General features: G+C 60.2%; 15 protein-coding genes. 6 read left to right on the plus strand and 9 right to left on the minus strand.

The genetic code is table 11. The annotated features are described in order from the left end of the window. Nucleotides 1-104: 104 nt before the first annotated feature. From LAB08_RS02775 to cbiE, 7 genes are all read right to left on the minus strand, one after another. A complete protein-coding gene (locus tag LAB08_RS02775) occupies nucleotides 105-1484 on the minus strand; it encodes a PepSY-associated TM helix domain-containing protein (protein ID WP_096513632.1) in 1380 nt (459 codons plus the stop codon). A 48-nt stretch (nucleotides 1485-1532) separates the two neighbouring features. Continuing rightward, the gene (locus LAB08_RS02780; RefSeq protein ID WP_096513631.1) at nucleotides 1533-1979 is read right to left on the minus strand and encodes a DUF2946 domain-containing protein; all 447 of its coding nucleotides are present in this window, start codon (nucleotides 1977-1979) and stop codon (nucleotides 1533-1535) included. A gap of 21 nt (nucleotides 1980-2000) precedes the next feature. Further along, nucleotides 2001-2480, minus strand: coding sequence for a copper chaperone PCu(A)C (locus LAB08_RS02785; protein WP_096513630.1), 480 nt, complete (start codon nucleotides 2478-2480; stop codon nucleotides 2001-2003). A 48-nt stretch (nucleotides 2481-2528) separates the two neighbouring features. Then, nucleotides 2529-2927: a DUF2946 domain-containing protein gene (locus LAB08_RS02790; protein ID WP_096513629.1), complete on the minus strand. Its 399-nt coding sequence runs from the start codon at nucleotides 2925-2927 to the stop codon at nucleotides 2529-2531. Between the two features lie 318 nt (nucleotides 2928-3245). Further along, entirely contained in the window at nucleotides 3246-3974 is a 729-nt protein-coding gene (locus tag LAB08_RS02795) for a cobalt-precorrin-6A reductase (RefSeq protein WP_096513628.1), read from the minus strand. Further along, complete coding sequence (locus LAB08_RS02800) at nucleotides 3971-5068, minus strand: cobalt-precorrin-5B (C(1))-methyltransferase (protein WP_096513627.1); 1098 nt, start codon at nucleotides 5066-5068, stop codon at nucleotides 3971-3973. Before LAB08_RS02800 ends, LAB08_RS02795 begins: the two co-directional genes overlap by 4 nt. Next, nucleotides 5061-6272, minus strand: a complete 1212-nt coding sequence (gene cbiE, locus LAB08_RS02805; protein ID WP_096513626.1) for a precorrin-6y C5,15-methyltransferase (decarboxylating) subunit CbiE — start codon at nucleotides 6270-6272, stop codon at nucleotides 5061-5063. The genes LAB08_RS02800 and cbiE overlap by 8 nt, the downstream gene beginning before the upstream one ends. Before the next feature lie 41 nt (nucleotides 6273-6313). Between cbiE and cobG the strand changes: the two genes are divergently transcribed. The 6 genes from cobG to LAB08_RS02835 all read left to right on the plus strand — a co-directional run bounded on the left by cobG (nucleotide 6314) and on the right by LAB08_RS02835 (nucleotide 12470). Beyond that, nucleotides 6314-7705, plus strand: a complete 1392-nt coding sequence (gene cobG / locus LAB08_RS02810; RefSeq protein WP_096513625.1) for a precorrin-3B synthase — start codon at nucleotides 6314-6316, stop codon at nucleotides 7703-7705. Continuing rightward, the gene (locus LAB08_RS02815; RefSeq protein ID WP_096513624.1) at nucleotides 7698-8324 is read left to right on the plus strand and encodes a precorrin-8X methylmutase; all 627 of its coding nucleotides are present in this window, start codon (nucleotides 7698-7700) and stop codon (nucleotides 8322-8324) included. The genes cobG and LAB08_RS02815 overlap by 8 nt, the downstream gene beginning before the upstream one ends. After that, nucleotides 8324-9055, plus strand: coding sequence for a precorrin-2 C(20)-methyltransferase (locus tag LAB08_RS02820; RefSeq protein WP_096513623.1), 732 nt, complete (start codon nucleotides 8324-8326; stop codon nucleotides 9053-9055). The genes LAB08_RS02815 and LAB08_RS02820 overlap by 1 nt, the downstream gene beginning before the upstream one ends. Then, the gene (gene cobJ / locus LAB08_RS02825; RefSeq protein WP_096513622.1) at nucleotides 9055-10758 is read left to right on the plus strand and encodes a precorrin-3B C(17)-methyltransferase; all 1704 of its coding nucleotides are present in this window, start codon (nucleotides 9055-9057) and stop codon (nucleotides 10756-10758) included. Before LAB08_RS02820 ends, cobJ begins: the two co-directional genes overlap by 1 nt. Before the next feature lie 197 nt (nucleotides 10759-10955). After that, nucleotides 10956-11756: a hypothetical protein gene (locus LAB08_RS02830; protein ID WP_254007497.1), complete on the plus strand. Its 801-nt coding sequence runs from the start codon at nucleotides 10956-10958 to the stop codon at nucleotides 11754-11756. A gap of 63 nt (nucleotides 11757-11819) precedes the next feature. Beyond that, the gene (locus LAB08_RS02835; RefSeq protein WP_096513620.1) at nucleotides 11820-12470 is read left to right on the plus strand and encodes a hypothetical protein; all 651 of its coding nucleotides are present in this window, start codon (nucleotides 11820-11822) and stop codon (nucleotides 12468-12470) included. 74 nt (nucleotides 12471-12544) lie between these two features. Here LAB08_RS02835 and LAB08_RS02840 read toward each other — a convergent pair whose 3' ends face one another. Both LAB08_RS02840 and LAB08_RS02845 read right to left on the minus strand, forming a co-directional pair. After that, nucleotides 12545-13141 carry a MarC family protein gene (locus LAB08_RS02840; RefSeq protein ID WP_096513619.1) on the minus strand — a complete coding sequence of 199 codons (597 nt, stop codon included), beginning with the start codon at nucleotides 13139-13141 and terminating at the stop codon, nucleotides 12545-12547. Between the two features lie 65 nt (nucleotides 13142-13206). Beyond that, complete coding sequence (locus LAB08_RS02845) at nucleotides 13207-15984, minus strand: hybrid sensor histidine kinase/response regulator (RefSeq protein ID WP_096513618.1); 2778 nt, start codon at nucleotides 15982-15984, stop codon at nucleotides 13207-13209. Nucleotides 15985-16023: the final 39 nt, after the last annotated feature.

A 16023-nucleotide genomic window follows, 5' to 3' on the forward strand; every position in this document is an offset into this window, starting at 1 on the left:
AGGAGCTGGCTTGCCAGCGAAAGGGCCGCAAAGGAAACCCTGAAATGTCAGAGTGACGCGCGGGGGAGTTTACAGTCCCTTAAACCCCGCGCATCTCGCCTGTTTCATGATGAAGTTGAGGCGCTTTCAGTTTGTCGGATCAAGCGCGACAGCAGTAGCTTGTCGAGCAGCCAGACCGCCACCAGCGAAGCCCCCACCAACGGGAACGCCACCGCCAGGGCAAACATGATAACCATTGCGGTTTTCCATTTTGGCAGGTCGTGGCGCAGCGGCGGCACGCCGAACTTGCCTTGCGGGCGACGCTTCCACCAGATCACCACGCCGCTGACGGCGCTGAGCAGGATCATCAGGCAGATCAACAGCACGACGATCTGATTGAACACGCCGAACATTTTGCCTTCATGCAGCATCACGCCGATTTCCGTGGCGCGGGCGACGGTGCCGTACTGCTCGAAGCGCACATCGGCCAGAACTTTGCCGCTGTATTGATCGACATGCAGGGTCGCGTCGTTGCGCGGATCATCGGCGAATACCGAGATGGTGAACACGCCGGTCGCGGACTTCGGCAGGGTGATGCTGTAACCGGGCTCGACCTTGCTTTGCGCCGCGATGTTTTGCACGTCTTGCAGGCTGATGGTCGGCGCCGCGGGACCTGCGTGAGCGCCGTCGTGGGCCATGTGTTCGGCGTGGTCACCGGACATTGGCATCGGCGTGTTTTCCATGGCCCATGGCACGGTTTGGCGATGAGCCTCGTTGAGGCTGCGCGCTTCAACATCGGATTTGGGCACGTTGTCCCACATCGCCGCCGGGAAGACGTTCCACACCGCTGCGTATTGCTGGCCCCAGAAACCTGTCCAGGTCATGCCGCTGAGCAGCATCACCAGCAGCAGCGAGGCGCCCCAGAACCCGGTGACGGCATGCAAGTCGCGCCACAGCAACCGGCCGCGGCTACTCAGGCGTGGCCACAGAATGCCGGCGGCCTGACCCCGCGGCCACCACAGGAATACCCCGGACACCACCAGCACCACACCCCAGCCGGCGGCCAATTCCACCAGTCGGTCGCCCACGGTGCCGATCATCAGTTCGCCGTGAATCGCCCGCGCGATGGCTTGCAGGTTTTTCTTGGCGTCTTGTTCGCCGAGGATGTCGCCGTGGTACGGATCGACGAATACGTTCAGCTCTTTGCCGCTGTCGAGCACAACAAACTGGGCACTGCGTTCGGCGTTCACCGGTGGCAGATATTGTTTGATCGTGCCTTGTGGGTAGGCTTCTTTCACCCGGTTGAGCAGGTTGTCGGCCGGGATGGTGTGATGGCCGGCGGGGACGTTGAGCAAACTGCTGTACATCAGCGAGTCGAGTTGTGGCTTGAACAGGTAAAGGGTGCCGGTGAGGGCCAGCATCACCATGAATGGCGCAACGAACAATCCGGCATAAAAATGCCAGCGCCATGCCAGGTTGTAGAAGTTCACTTTGGGCTGTTTCATCACGTGTGCTCCGCGTGGCTCGGATCTTTTAGTTATGGGTTTGCGGGTCTACGTGATGATGGGCGGGGCGCGGGTGCGGGCACCGGGGAAAAAGGTCTGCCGGGCATGGCCCAGGCGCGGGGAAGGGGAGGTGAAAGTACTGGTGGGCGGGGTGTCGAACGCGGTAAGTGACACACCACCGGTGAGCGCCGGGCAGTTGAACAACAGGCTGCAATAGCCGCACTTTTCCCACAGCGCATGATGCCCCGAAGGGAGCGGGCTGTGTTCGGCGCCCGGTTGTGCGCCATGCCCGGCATGATCCATTGCCGGCATGTCCATGGACAGGCCCATCGACATGCTCACGCTCATGGACGCGTGCGAGTCCATCGGCATCGACTGGGAAACCAGTGGGCCGATAAAGATCATCAACATGGCGAACAGGCTGATCCAGCTGCCGCGTGTCAGGCTCGATGGCTGACGACGGGGTCTGGATCGCCTGGCGCTAAACGGGCGCATGGGCGTTTTCAGCTCAAGCGGTTATTGGGCGTGCGCGTGCTTTTGCCCGTCTTCAGGCGCCTGTTTCTGCACCGCCACTTCGACCGTCACGTCACCGGATTTCTCGAAGTGCAGGGTCATCGGGAAGCGCTTGCCGTCGCTCAGCAGGCTCCGGTCTTTCAGGTTGAGCAGCATCACGTGATAGGCCATGGGTGCAAACGTGACTTCGCCACCGGCGGGGATTTCCACGTTTGGTGCGTGCTGCATTTTCATCACGTCGTTTTGCATCACGTGCTCGTGCAGTTGCGCTTCGCCTGCAATGGGCGAGTCGACACTGAGCAATCGGTCAGCTGATTTGCCTTCGTTGTTGATCACGAAATAGGCAGCAACGTTTGGCGCGTTGGGCGGCAACTCCTGTGACCAGGGATGAGCGATTTCCAGCTCCCCGACCTTGTATTCGTGGGCATTGGCAAAGCAGGCAGGCAGCAGCAACGCTGCCACAACGATGAGTTTGTTCAACATGGTGGTTCTCCAGAACGATTCAGGACGCAGTTCAATTGCGAGATGGAATCACACCAGAGGGGATGCGCGGGGATTGAGGCTCGGCCATTGCTGGCGCGGTGTCGGTGTACTGAGCGAGGCAGCCGGCAGGCTTCGATTGGATTCGAATTGCGCGAAATACAACTGGGGCACGTGCCCCGGCAACGCCACCACCGGCGCCGAGCCGGAGCAACACCAGCAATGCTGCATGTTGGAATGAACATCACTTTGCGGGGCTTTCTGCTCGATATCACCGAGAGAAACCGCCACCATCCTGGTGCCGCTGGACGAGCAGAAACTGCCCCACAACAATTGCTCGGCAGGCAACTTAGCCGACTGCGCCATCGCTCCGGACATCGGCATGGCGAGCAGGTTGAACAGCACTGCGAAGCAGGCTATCCAGGCAATTGCGAGCCGTTGTCGGGACATGGGACAGATCCATTGGGTGGGCGATCAGGCGCGGCTATTTAGCCTGATCAATGCCGATAAGTAAAAAAGCGGCGTGCGGTTTGGTGTCGCAGCGATTTCATAGACTTCAGAATAGACGCGAATAGCGAAATGCCAGTGTCGCTTAAGCATTCTTCGGAATTTCATTCATGATCGTTATCCTTTTGTATCGCTGCCCATGACGTCATCGCGGGCAAGCCCGCTCCCACAGGTTTATTGCCTGGCTCAAATTTTCTGCCCGATCAAATCAACTGTGGGAGCGGGCTTGCCCGCGATGGCGTGCTAAAGCGTTCGCAATACTCAAGTTGATAGCTGTTCTGTCATTACCCGCAACAACTCCGTCACTGATTCGAACTCCCGCTCAACCCCCGGCAACGCCGGCCGCTTCAACACCAACACCGGCACCCCACGCTCGCGCGCCACTTCCAGCTTCGGTTCGGTCGCGGTGCTGCCGCTGTTCTTGCTGATCAGCACGTCGATCTGCCTTCGTTCGAACAGTTCACGTTCATCGTCGATCAGGAACGGTCCACGTGCGCCGATCACTTCGCAGCGCTCATTGCCCGGATACACGTCCAGTGCGCGCAAGGTCCAGAATTGTTCCTCGGGGATTTCGTCCAGGTGTTGCAAGGGCTCGCGGCCCAGGGTGAACAGTGGTCGCCGAAAAGGCTTCAGCGCTTCGATCAGTTCGGCCCAATCGCTGACTTCGCGCCAGTCGTCCCCGGCTTGTGGCTGCCACGCCGGCCGCCGCAGTGCCCAGCAGGCAATACCACTCAGGTGCGCAGCGCTGGCGGCGTTCTGGCTGATTTTGGCCGCATAGGGATGCGTGGCATCCAGCAACAGGTCAATCCGTTCATCGCGGATGAACTGCGCCAGACCTTCGGCACCGCCATAGCCGCCGACGCGAACCTGACAGGTCAGGTCCGTTGGCACCCGACCGATACCGGCCAGGCTGTAGATGTGTTCGGGGCCGAGGGTGCGGGCGATGGCCAGGGCTTCGGTGACACCGCCCAGCAACAGAATGCGTTTCATTGAAAAGCTCCGGCATGGCCAACGATCCCGCCCTGGCGATCGATGGCAAACACTTCGACCTGAACCTGCGCCGGCACCACACTGCGGGCAAAGTCCAGGGCATGCCGGCACACCGCATTGCCGAGGGCAACGCCGGCGGCGCTGGCCATGGCCAGGGCTTGCTGACTGGTGTTGGCCTCGCGGATGCCTTGCTGCAACGCTGTATCGGCACCGACCGCCGCGGCCCATTCGGCCAGTTGCGGCAGGTCGATGCTCGAATGCCGACTGTGCAAGTCCATGTGCCCGGCCGCCAGTTTGCTGATCTTGCCGAAGCCACCACAAATACTGAGTCTGTCCACCGGCACCTTGCGCAGGTGTTTGAGCACCGCGCCAACGAAGTCACCCATTTCGATCAGGGCAATTTCCGGCAGGTTGTAGACCCGGCGCATAGTGTCTTCGCTGGCGTTGCCGGTGCACGCGGCGATGTGCAGGTAGCCGTTGGTCTTCGCCACATCGATGCCCTGGTGGATCGAGGCAATGTAGGCCGCGCACGAGAACGGCCGGACGATGCCACTGGTCCCGAGGATCGACAGGCCACCGAGGATTCCCAGGCGCGGATTCATGGTTTTCAGCGCCAGGGCCTCGCCGTTTTCGACGTTGACCGTGACCTCGAAACCACCGCCATAGCCCAGTTCGCCGGCTAGTCGGGTCAGGTGATCGGTGATCATTTTGCGCGGCACCGGGTTGATCGCCGGTTCGCCGACGCCCAGCACCAGCCCGGGGCGAGTCACTGTGCCGACTCCGCGTCCCGCATTGAAACCAATGCCCGGCTCGGCGCGCAGGCGGACCTGGGAATAGAGCAGGGCACCATGGGTGACATCGGGATCGTCGCCGGCATCCTTGATCGTTCCGGCCTCGGCGCTGTCGTCCGTCAGCCGACAGAATTCCAGGCGCATCTGCACCTGCTTGCCCTTGGGCAAGACGATTTGCACCGCGTCCGCCGGGGTACCGGCGAGCAGCAGGCGAGCCGCGGCGAGGCAGGTTGCAGTGGCGCAGCTGCCCGTGGTCAAGCCACTGCGCAGCGGCGCGGGTTGTTCGGCGGTTTCGTCACGCATCGAGTGGTTTCGTCATATCCAGCAGGGTGATCGGCAATGCCTGGCGCCAGGTATCGAAGTCGCCCAGCGGTTGCGCCTGAGCGATATGGATGCGCGTCAGCTCCCCGCAATGCTGTTCACGCCATGCCATCAGGGTCATTTCACTTTGCAGCGTGACCGCGTTGGCAATCAGTCGGCCGCCCGGTTTTAGCGCGGCCCAGCAGCTGTCCAATACGCCTTCGCGGGTGACACCGCCACCGATGAAGATGGCGTCTGGACGTTCGAGCCCGTCGAGGGCGTGCGGTGCTCGGCCGCGAACCAGTTGCAGGCCGGGCACGCCGAGGGCATCGCGGTTGTGCTCGATCAACAGCTGCCGCCCGTTATCGGCCTCGATGGCCAGCGCCCGGCAACTCGGGTGGGCGCGCATCCATTCGATGCCGATCGAACCGCTGCCGGCGCCGACATCCCACAACAGTTCGCCGGGCACTGGAGCCAGGCGGGCCAGGGTAATCGCGCGCACGTCGCGTTTGGTCAGTTGGCCGTCATGCTTGAACGCCGAGTCGGGCAGCCCGGCCAGGCGCGACAGGCGTGGTGTATTTGGCTCGGCAATGCAGTCGATGGCGATCAGGTTCAAGTCGGCGATGGCGCAATCGGTCCAGTCGCTGGCAATGCCATCGATACGCCGCTCGGCTTCACCGCCCAGGTGCTCCAGCACGGTAAGGCGGCTGGGGCCGAAACCACGCTCGCGCAACAGCGTGGCGATGGCGGCGGGGCTGCGGCCATCGTTGCTCAGCACCAGCAGGCGCGCGCCGCTGAACAATTGGACGCTGAGTGCGGCGACTGGGCGGGCAACCACCGACAGTGTGACCACGTCCTGCAATGGCCAACCCATCCGGGCGGCGGCGAGGGAGCAGGAGGAGGGGGTGGGCAGTATCAGCATTTCATCGGCGGGGATTTGTCGGACGAGACTGGCGCCCACTCCGAAAAACATCGGATCGCCGCTGGCCAGGACGCAGACCGGCTCGCCGCGCCTGGCCAGGACCGGGTCAAGGGTAAAAGGACTGGGCCACAATTGCCGCTCGCCACGGATGCAGGCGGGTAACAAATCCAGTTGCCGCTGGCCGCCAATGATCCGCGAAGCGTTCAACAGGGCGTGCCGGGCATTTTTGCCCAGGCCATTGAAGCCGTTCTCACCGATTCCCACTACCGTCAGCCAGGGCGACATCTATATTCCTCAAACGCACTGATCCGACGGGCAGACTTTTCATGCCGTCGAACAAAGCAGGCATAATACCGCGCCTTTGCTTGCGAATCGCCTTTCCAACATTCCCGGTCTCTCCTTTGAACGAACGCCCGCTGACCACTGCCTTACGCCCCTCGGCCTGCCCGGGGTTGTTGCGTATCGTCCAGGCTCTGGACGGCGGTATCTGCCGGATCAAACTCAACGGCGGCTCCATCCGCTCACAGCAGGCGATTGCCGTGGCTGACGCAGCCGAGCGATACGCTGGTGGGGTGATCGAGGCGACCAACCGCGCCAACCTGCAGATCCGCGGGATAGGCCGCGAACAGGCATCGTTGATCGACAGCCTGCTGGCAGCCGGGTTGGGGCCAAGCGATGCGGCGGGTGATGACGTGCGCAATCTGATGCTCAGCCCTGCTGCCGGGATCGATCGGCAGATGCTGTTCGACACTCGACCGCTGGCGGATCAGATTCTCGCCACGGTGCAACGGCACGAACGTTTCCACGACCTCAGCGCCAAGTTTGCCGTGCAGCTTGATGGCGGCGAGGCCTTGGCGATGCTCGAGCATCCCCACGACCTGTGGCTCTCGGCCTTTGAACGAGACGGCGAGCTGCGGCTGGCGTTTGGTTTGGCCGGTTGCCCCACGGATCAGCCCGCAGGCTCGGTTGCACTCGACGATGGCCATGACCTGGTGGTGGCGGTGCTTGAGTTGTTTCTGGAGCTGGCGCGTCCCGAGCAAACGCGGATGCGTCATTTGTTGGCCGAGTATTCAATCGAAGACTTTCTGGTTCGACTGGCCGAGCGTGTCTCCGTCCAGAGCGTGACCGATGGGCGACGCACCGCGGACTCGAGTGTTCTGCACATTGGCGCTCATCCGCAGGCCGAGACCGGGGTTATCTACGTCGGGGCAGTGCCACCGCTGGGGCGACTGGATCCCGCAACATTGCGCGGAGCTGCACAGCTGGCGGACGCGTTCGGCGATGGCAGCCTGCGGTTCACACCTTGGCAAGGCCTGCTGTTGCCCAACATTCGCAACGAACACGGCACTGAAGTCATTCGAGGTCTGGAGCGACTGGGCTTGCTATGCAACGCCGATCAGTCGTTGACCCGGATGATTGCGTGCACCGGTTCAAACGGTTGTGGCAAAAGCCTGGCCGAGACCAAGGGCGATGCCCGGCAACTGGCTGCACTACTACAACGCCACGCCCTGAGCGTTCATCTGAGCGGTTGCCCGCGTTCCTGCGCTGCCGCTCATACGGCGCCGGTGACGTTGCTGGCCGTCGCCCCCGGTCACTACGACCTCTATTTTCGCGATGCAGCGCAGTCCGGTTTCGGCGCGCTGCATGCACGCAACCTTACTATTGAAGCGGTCGCAGCCTTGCTCGACGCCCGCTCACGGAGCCCCCTTGATGCTTGATTACATCCGCGACGGTCAGGAGATCTATCGCAATTCCTTCGCGATCATTCGCGCCGAGGCCAACCTCGCGCGAATCCCGACCGATCTGGAAAAACTCGCGGTTCGGGTGATTCACGCCTGTGGCATGGTCGACGCCATCGACGGTTTGCAATTTTCCGAAGGCGCGGGCAAGGCCGGGCGCGATGCGCTGGCGGCCGGTGCGCCGATTCTGTGCGATGCACGGATGGTTTCCGAGGGCATCACCCGCGCGCGTTTGCCGGCGAACAATCCAGTCATCTGCACCTTGCGTGATGAAAGCGTGCCGGAGCTGGCTCGTGAACTGGGCAACACCCGATCCGCCGCCGCACTGGAATTGTGGCGTCCGCACCTGGAAGGCAGCGTGGTGGTGATCGGCAATGCGCCGACGGCGCTGTTCTATTTGCTGGAAATGCTTGATGCCGGTGCACCGAAACCGGCGCTGATCCTTGGCTTCCCGGTGGGTTTCGTCGGTGCAGCCGAGTCCAAGGCAATGCTCGCGGCGGACAGCCGTGGCGTGCCTTTCGTCATCATGCAAGGTCGCCTGGGCGGTAGCGCCATGGCCGCCGCCGCCGTCAATGCCCTCGCCACGGAGATCGAATGATGCAACAACCTGGACGTTTGATCGGCCTTGGCGTCGGTCCCGGTGATCCGGAACTGATTACTGTCAAAGCCTTGCGCCTGTTGCGTGAATCGCCGGTTGTGGCGTACTTCGTCGCCAAGGGCAAAAAGGGCAATGCTTTCGGCATCATCGAGGCGCATTTGCAGGGTGCCCAGACCTTGTTGCCGCTGGTTTACCCGGTGACCACCGAGGCGCTGCCCGCACCGTTGTCTTATGAACAAGTGATCAGTGATTTCTACGATGCCGCCGGTGAGCAACTGGCCGTGCACCTGGATGCGGGTCGCGACGTGGCAGTGATCTGCGAAGGTGATCCGTTCTTCTACGGTTCCTACATGTACCTGCACGACCGGCTCGCCGAGCGCTATCAGGCCGAAGTCGTGCCGGGCGTCTGCTCGATGCTGGGTGGGGCTTCGGTACTCGGAGCGCCGCTGGTGTATCGCAATCAGAGTCTGTCGGTATTGTCCGGCGTGTTGCCCCATGATGAGCTCAAACGCCGCCTGGCCGATGCCGATGCCGCGGTAATCATGAAGTTGGGGCGCAACTTTCCCAAGGTTCGCCAGGTGCTGGAAGAACTCGGGCTGGCCGAGCGCGCGCTTTACGTCGAGCGCGCGACCATGGCCAACCAGAAGATCGTGCCGCTGGATCAAGTCGAGCCGATGTCCTCGCCGTACTTCTCGCTGATCATCGTTCCGGGCGAAAGGTGGCAAGGCTGATGACTCGTCCAGTTCCGGCAATTGTCATTCTCGGTAATGGCAGCCTCGCTACCGCACGTACTATTGCGAAGCTGTATCCCGGTGCATTGATCCACGGCCTGGCCGAACGGGTCGAGGGCGCGGACCGTGTCTATCACGAGTTCGGCGCTACCCTGCGCGAGCTTTATCAACAGGACACGCCGATCATCGCCCTGTGCGCTGCCGGGATCGTGATCCGTACTCTCGCGCCGCTGCTGCTGGAAAAGGGCGCTGAGCCGCCCGTACTGGCGGTAGCCGAAGATGGCAGTGCGGTGGTGCCATTGCTCGGCGGCCTGGGCGGTGTGAACGTGCTGGCGCGGGAGATTGCCGCAGGCTTGAACGTGGCGCCCGCCATTACCACCAGCGGTGAGTTGCGCTTCGGTACTTGCCTGCTCAATCCTCCAAGTGGCTACGCCCTTGGTGATCTGGAACTGGGCAAGCGATTTGTCTCCGACTTGCTGGCCGGTGAAACGGTGCGCATCGAAGGCGCGGCACCCTGGCTGGCGCAAGCACAGTTGCCGGAGGATGCTCAGGCGCGACTGGCGGTGCATGTCAGTCCCGTCGAGCGTGTGCCCACGGCCAATGAATTGCTGATCTATCCACGCAGTGTGTTGGTGGCGGTCAGTGGCGGCATTACAGATTTGCCGAACGCGGTGCGCGAGGCTTTGCATCAGTCTCGCATCGCGGTGCAATCGGTGGCCTGCCTGTTGGCGGCCGATACCGATATGGCCAGCCCGGCGCTACGTGAAGCAGCCCTTGAGTTGGGTGTGCCGTTGCGTTTTACCAACGCGGGAGCAGGTGTTGGTGAGCTGGTCAGCAATGCCATCAGTCAGCCTGTATCCGTTCTGGGTGATGACAGCATTGCCATTGTGGTCGCTGAACAACCGCTGGATCCATTGCAGATTGGTCGGCCTCGCGGACGCCTGGCGGTGATAGGGTTGGGCCCCGGTGCCGCCGAACTGATGGTGCCAGCGGTGAAGTCCGAACTGGCTCGCGCCAATGATGTGCTGGGTTATGAAACCTACGTGCGGATGGCCGGACCGTTCCGTGATGACCAGGTGCTGCATTGCACCGACAACCGCGAAGAGATGCAGCGGGCACGCCATGCGTTTGAACTGGCGGCTCAAGGGCGTTCGGTGGTGGTGGTGTCGTCTGGCGACCCGGGCGTGTTTGCCATGGCGGCCGCCGTGCTTGAAGCGTTGCATGAGTCCAGCGATCCAGCGTGGCACCGCGTTGATCTGGAAATCCTGCCGGGCGTGTCCGCGTCACTGGCGACGGCTGCCCAGGCTGGCGCGCCCTTGGGGCATGACTTCTGCGTGATATCGCTGTCGGACAACCTCAAGCCTTGGTCGATCATTGAGAAACGTCTGGATCTGGCAGCTCAAGCGGACCTGGCCCTGGCGTTCTACAACCCGATCTCGCGTTCACGTCCTTGGCAACTTGGGCAGGCGCTGGATATCGTTTCCCGCCATCGCGAGCCCCAGACCCCGGTCGTGTTGGGACGGGACATCGGCCGCCCAGGCCAGACCTTGCGGGTCATCACCCTCGGTCAGTTGACCCCGGATCAGGTCGACATGCGCACCATGGTGTTGATCGGTTCTTCCACGACATGCACTTTTCCCCGTGCCGACGGCGGAGAATGGGTTTATACGCCGCGCTGGTACGGTACTAAACCGGGCTGTTGATGATTACGGCCTCGTTCCGGGGCCGTTTTACCCAGATAATAATGTGGACACTCATCTTGTGTTTGGTGTCTTGTTGTTGTGTCTGAATTGGCAATTTGTTGTATGAGTTTCTATTTATTGTTAATTGAGTCTTGTGGGTGAATGCTTTAGTTTGGATTTGTCGCATGAGGCGGCTTGATGCTAACTAAGGAGTAATGATGGATAATTTTATTTTCACGGACTTGTTGTTTGATCCCTTGTCCCAAGATGAATATTTCGAAGGAATTGAAACTCAGTTGGCCGAGGCTTCTTCTCAACCACGCGTCAGAGGTTTCAGTGGGGATTTCGATTTTGCGTTTTCTCGTACGGAGCAAGAACATGATGCATCCATTGTTGGTCAATCACTCGTAGTGTTCGAAGAGCGTCTTTCCGAGGACGACAAGCAGGATGCATTGGATAGCCAGGCCTTTGCCGAAGCCGTCGTTCGTAAATTGCCTGCCAATAGCTCCCAGGAGCAACGCTACGCCGCGTACAACGAGGCATTGACTGCGCTCGGCTGGGTTACCGAAAGCTATACCCGCAAGACTCATGACTCCAAAACACTGACGCTGACTATGAATGAAGCACTATTGCAGGTGCTGCAGACCGTCATCAGTGCTGGTTCGGGTAATGTGCTGAATCTGGTGGCCAGCGGCTTCGAAAAGCTGAAGGGAGACCAGGCAGCCCTAAAGGTAATCGAGTCGGGAAGCAAGAACAGTCAAGTCGTCAGCTTCAAGGCAGTCCCTTGCATCGTTGCTCCAGGTGGTGGAATGGCGATGGTCATGGGAGGGCTTGATGTCTATAGTAAGCATTACAATGGTGACTTTTTGTTCTTTACCTTCAATACTCAGGGTGTGCATCTTTTTCAGGCGGCTGGAATTCGAAAGTTCAATAAGCGAGCTTTCGATCGCAAGCGCCAGCAGGTGTACAGTTATATTGACCAGTTTGGTGATGGGCTATTCAAGAAGCGGGCGGGCTAACGGCTTTCAGTAACGTTATCAGTTGTTGTGTTGTTATTAAGGTTTGGCTGGCGAGGTATTTATATGCCGGTACATGCAGATGCTGCTGTGGTGGGTGGTTGTTTGCTTGCTTTTGATTCAATAGTCGACTTGCAAGACCAACAGGATATACAGGACTGTTTGCTATATTCCGAATTGACGGCGAACGATAAATACCCACAGCACACGTCACAGAAAGTTTGGTTCGATTGCTACAAGAATCAATTGCTGGAAGTCGGTTTCACCCTGGAAGCTATGGTTCACACCGAACCGTTCCGGGTGACGAGTGTTCCCCAGTTACTGAGGACTGGCCATGAGGTCATTGTTCGGCTTGGCTCCAAGCGCATGGGAGAGCTTTTCGAACATACCTACAGGGCGTTGGAGTTAGACAAATTCGCTTGGGAGTTTTTCCACGGTAACGTCATGCACGGCGGTTTGGGCATTCTCAAATGTGCGCCTTGCGAGCGCCTGGCATCGGGCAAAACGGTTGTCTGTCTTTTTGGCATGCGTGTCAGTACTACTGTGACAGAGCAGGATTTTTTCTTCTGGAAGGAGTTTGACAAAAGGGTGCTGATTGTCCCGGACGGTGGTGTGTATGCCTTCAAGCGAAAAGTATTTGAGGATCACCGTGCGCAGGTGCACGAAAAAATCGAGGCTTACTCCGAAAGATTACTTGTGCACAAACTCAAGCTCTGAATATCTGCCCTGGTAAAAAACAAAGGCCTTGTCTTAATGACAAGGCCTTTTCGTAACTGTCATGTTTCGGCAGGTCAGGGCACCAGATAACCTTTGACCCCGGTAAAAATAATCTGCGCCGCCAACGCACACACGAACAACCCCATCAACCGACTGACAATCTGCAATCCCTGATCGCCGAGAATACGTTCGATGCGGTTGGAGAGGTACAGCACCACACCGACAGTGAAGCTGGCCAGGGCAATACTGAGAATGGCCGTGAGCTTGTCATCCCAATGCGGCTGGCTCACGCCCATCACTAGCAAGGCACCAATAGTGCCGGGGCCGACCGTCAGAGGGATGGTCAGCGGGACGATGGTCACATCCTGCTGCACGTTGTCGGTCTGCACCGCCGACTTGCCCTGAGCCATGCCCAGCGCCGAGATGAACAGCACGCTGCCGGCGCCAATGCGGAACGCGTCCACGGTGATACCGAAAACGCTGAAAATCACCCGGCCAAACAGGTACAACAAGACACTTGAGACCAGGGTGGCGATCGCCACTTTCCAGGCCAGCCGACGTTGTTCCTTGCGCGAGTATCCGCGGGTCAGACTGATGAAGCAGGACAATACGAAGAACGGGCTATAAAGCACCAGCATCTTCAGGTAAACGCTGAACAACACATGGAGCATGGTGCAGGCTCACTGGCGAGGGAGGTCGAGGGGGGAGTCTATCAGGCGTTGCCGGGTCTGTCGGCTCAGGACGTGGGTGTCGCCGTGCGGTTCTGCAGATCGCGTTGGGCAACCCAGTGTTCGATCAGTTCGCGCAATTGCGAAAGCTCGACCGGCTTGGCCATGTGTCCGTCCATGCCCGCCTGGCGCGCGCGCTCCTTATGCTCGGCAAGGATGTGTGCGGTCAACGCAACCACTGGAGTACGGGTGCGCTGGTTGCCCACTTCCCAGGCGCGCAATTGCTGGGTAGCCGAGAAACCGTCGAGGATGGGCATTTCGCAGTCCATCAACACCAGGTCGTAACGTTGCGCCTTCATGGCCTGCAAGGCTTCTTCACCATTGCTGGCCGTGTCAGGTTGCAGATTGAGCTTGCCCAGCATGCCGCGGATAACCTTGGTCGAGATGCTGTTGTCTTCAGCCACCAGAATGCGGAAATCGCTGGGCACCTTGACCGGCAGGGGGCCGCCGGACGGCGGTTGGTGCATGACTGCGAGGCCCTTGTTGCGTTGGGTCAGCTCGTCGGCCAGGGTCGTTTTGAGGGTGTAGCCGGCCACCGGTTTGGCGAGGATGCGTTTGATCCCCGAGTTGCGCGCGATGATTTTGCTCGGCGCATTGCTGATGCCGGTGAGCATGATCAGCAAGATATCGTGGTTCAGGCTCGGATCTTCCTTGATCTTGGCGGCCAGCTGCATGCCGGTCATGCCAGGCATGTTCTGGTCCAGCAGGACGACGTCGAAGTAGTCGCGCAAGTGCGCCTTGGTGCGCAGCAACGCCAGTGCTTCCTTGCCGGACGGAACGGCGCTGACGTTCAGGCCCCAGGCGCTGCACTGTTGCACCAGAACCTTGCGACAGGTGTCGTTGTCATCCACCACCAGAACCCGGGCGCCTTGCAGCGGTCCATCAAGGTCGGAGGTCGGGTGCTCGAGGCGATCAGGGTCCAGCGGCAAAGTCAGCCATAAGGTGCTGCCCTGATTGCTGCCGCTCTTGATGCCGAACTCGCCTTGCATCAGGCGGATCAGCTGTCGGGCGATCACCAGCCCCAGATTGCCGCCCAGACGGTTGGCCGAGAGGAAGTGCTTGCTGTGCAGTTCGGCGTGCATCAGCGCATCGCGCTCTTCGGCGTCCATGGGTTCGCCACTGTCCTGCACGGCAATGCGCAGGCGGGGTTTGGCACTGCGTTCGTCGAGCGCGACGACGATCAGGATTTCGCCTTCGTCGGTTTTCTTCAGGGCATTTTCAAGCAGGCTCAACAAGGTCTGGCGCAGGCGTGTCGGGTCGCCACTGATGACCCGCGGAACTTGCGGCTGAATGAAGCTGATCAACTCGACGTTCTGCTGTTCGGCCTTGGCGCGGAAGATGCTCAGGCAGTCTTCGATCAGTGCGTTGAGATCGAACTGCACGTCGTCGAGTTCGATTTGCCCGGATTCGAGTTTGGAGATGTCGAGGATTTCGTTGATCAGTGTGAGCAGTTCGTTGCCGGCGCTATGGATGGTCTGCACATAGTCGCGCTGCTTGACCGAGAGTGGCGTACCCAGCAACAGCTCGGTCATGCCCAGCACGCCATTCATCGGTGTGCGGATCTCATGGCTGATCTTCGCCAGGAATTCGGCCTTGGCGTTGATCTCGGCGTTGCTGGCCGCGAGGTCGCGGCTGATGCTGAAACGGTCTTCAGTGATACGGCGCTGGCGCTCGCTCAAGGCAATGCTCATCAACAGGCCGCTGATGCAGATGAATGCCAGCAGGGTGGTGATCAGGCCATGGGGCTCGATCAGGGTCAGGCCCAGCAGGGCGGGCAGGATGATCAGAGTGCCGAGGTTGAACACCACCATGGCCGCCACGAACAGCCGCGCCGGACGATAGCCTTTCTGCCAGTGATAGGCGCTGACAAACAGCATGCTCAAGCCTGCCAGGGCGACCAGGCCGTAGGTGATGATGTTCAGCGGCAGTGTGTTGACGAAGAGCAGCAGCAGGCCGCAGATCATGATGAATACGATGTCGCCCAGAATCAGCTTGTTCAGCGGATGCGGACCGAGGGGGGCGAAGAAGCGATAGGCGAACATCAGTCCACAGGGGGCCGTCAATAACAGGGCGAGGTATGCCCCCGGCGTTTGCACCGCTTGCCAATTCGGCAGCCAGGGCCCAGCCAGATTCAGCAACAGTACAAGGCTGAGCCCCAACAAGGCTTCACAAGCTGCCAGCCAGGCACTGCTGCGCGAGCGGGTGTAGGCGTAACGGATGAGGTTGTGCAGGATCAGCATGCCGATGCAGCCCAGCAACAGGCCGTAAATCAGCGACTGGTTCTGGCTGGCCGCGGTCATGACCGCCGATTCCAGGGTGATATAGGGGCGCAGCTGATGTTCGGAAACCAGGCGCAGGTAAACGTCGAGGGGCTTTTCGTTTTGCGGTAGCGGCAGCATGAAGTCGCTGCTGGGCAGTGGCCGATCCGCCAGGGGCTGTTTGTTACCGGTGGTCGACTGCTCTATCAGCTTGTCGCCGTCCAGCACATACATGTTGAGTTGCAGCAGGTCGGGTGCGAACACCCTCAGCACCTGTTCATGCTTGCCGGGTGCGAGGCGAAAGCGTAGCCAGAGTGCGCCATCGGGCTCGGCTGCCTTGACGCGTTCCAGATCGATGGGACTGAATTGGTTGGTATAGCGGGCGGAACGGATATCGCTCAGTTGCAGGTCGCCCTGTTCGTCAAGCAATACAGCCAAGCCACTGCCTTGCCCGGCTTGGGCCGGGAGCATGCAGAGCAGTGTCAGCAAGGTGACGGTGAAGCCTATGGCAATCCTGAGCCAGCGCACGGCGAAATCCCTTCGTAGGTTGATGCCAGAATATAACTA

It is taken from the genome of Pseudomonas izuensis (assembly GCF_002356535.2).
GTDB lineage: Bacteria > Pseudomonadota > Gammaproteobacteria > Pseudomonadales > Pseudomonadaceae > Aquipseudomonas > Aquipseudomonas izuensis.

Excerpts from the sequence above, each read along its gene's own strand:
- cobJ (WP_096513622.1), top strand. The coding sequence starts at position 9,055 with ATGACTCGTCCAGTTCCGGCAATTGTCATTCTCGGTAATGGCAGCCTC.
- LAB08_RS02835 (WP_096513620.1), top strand. The coding sequence starts at position 11,820 with ATGCCGGTACATGCAGATGCTGCTGTGGTGGGTGGTTGTTTGCTTGCT.
- LAB08_RS02775 (WP_096513632.1), bottom strand. The coding sequence starts at position 1,484 with ATGAAACAGCCCAAAGTGAACTTCTACAACCTGGCATGGCGCTGGCAT.
- cobG (WP_096513625.1), top strand. The coding sequence starts at position 6,314 with ATGCCGTCGAACAAAGCAGGCATAATACCGCGCCTTTGCTTGCGAATC.
- LAB08_RS02795 (WP_096513628.1), bottom strand. The coding sequence starts at position 3,974 with ATGAAACGCATTCTGTTGCTGGGCGGTGTCACCGAAGCCCTGGCCATC.
- LAB08_RS02830 (WP_254007497.1), top strand. The coding sequence starts at position 10,956 with ATGGATAATTTTATTTTCACGGACTTGTTGTTTGATCCCTTGTCCCAA.
- LAB08_RS02820 (WP_096513623.1), top strand. The coding sequence starts at position 8,324 with ATGCAACAACCTGGACGTTTGATCGGCCTTGGCGTCGGTCCCGGTGAT.
- LAB08_RS02780 (WP_096513631.1), bottom strand. The coding sequence starts at position 1,979 with ATGCGCCCGTTTAGCGCCAGGCGATCCAGACCCCGTCGTCAGCCATCG.
- LAB08_RS02840 (WP_096513619.1), bottom strand. The coding sequence starts at position 13,141 with ATGCTCCATGTGTTGTTCAGCGTTTACCTGAAGATGCTGGTGCTTTAT.
- LAB08_RS02785 (WP_096513630.1), bottom strand. The coding sequence starts at position 2,480 with ATGTTGAACAAACTCATCGTTGTGGCAGCGTTGCTGCTGCCTGCCTGC.
- LAB08_RS02815 (WP_096513624.1), top strand. The coding sequence starts at position 7,698 with ATGCTTGATTACATCCGCGACGGTCAGGAGATCTATCGCAATTCCTTC.
- cbiE (WP_096513626.1), bottom strand. The coding sequence starts at position 6,272 with ATGTCGCCCTGGCTGACGGTAGTGGGAATCGGTGAGAACGGCTTCAAT.
- LAB08_RS02800 (WP_096513627.1), bottom strand. The coding sequence starts at position 5,068 with ATGCGTGACGAAACCGCCGAACAACCCGCGCCGCTGCGCAGTGGCTTG.
- LAB08_RS02790 (WP_096513629.1), bottom strand. The coding sequence starts at position 2,927 with ATGTCCCGACAACGGCTCGCAATTGCCTGGATAGCCTGCTTCGCAGTG.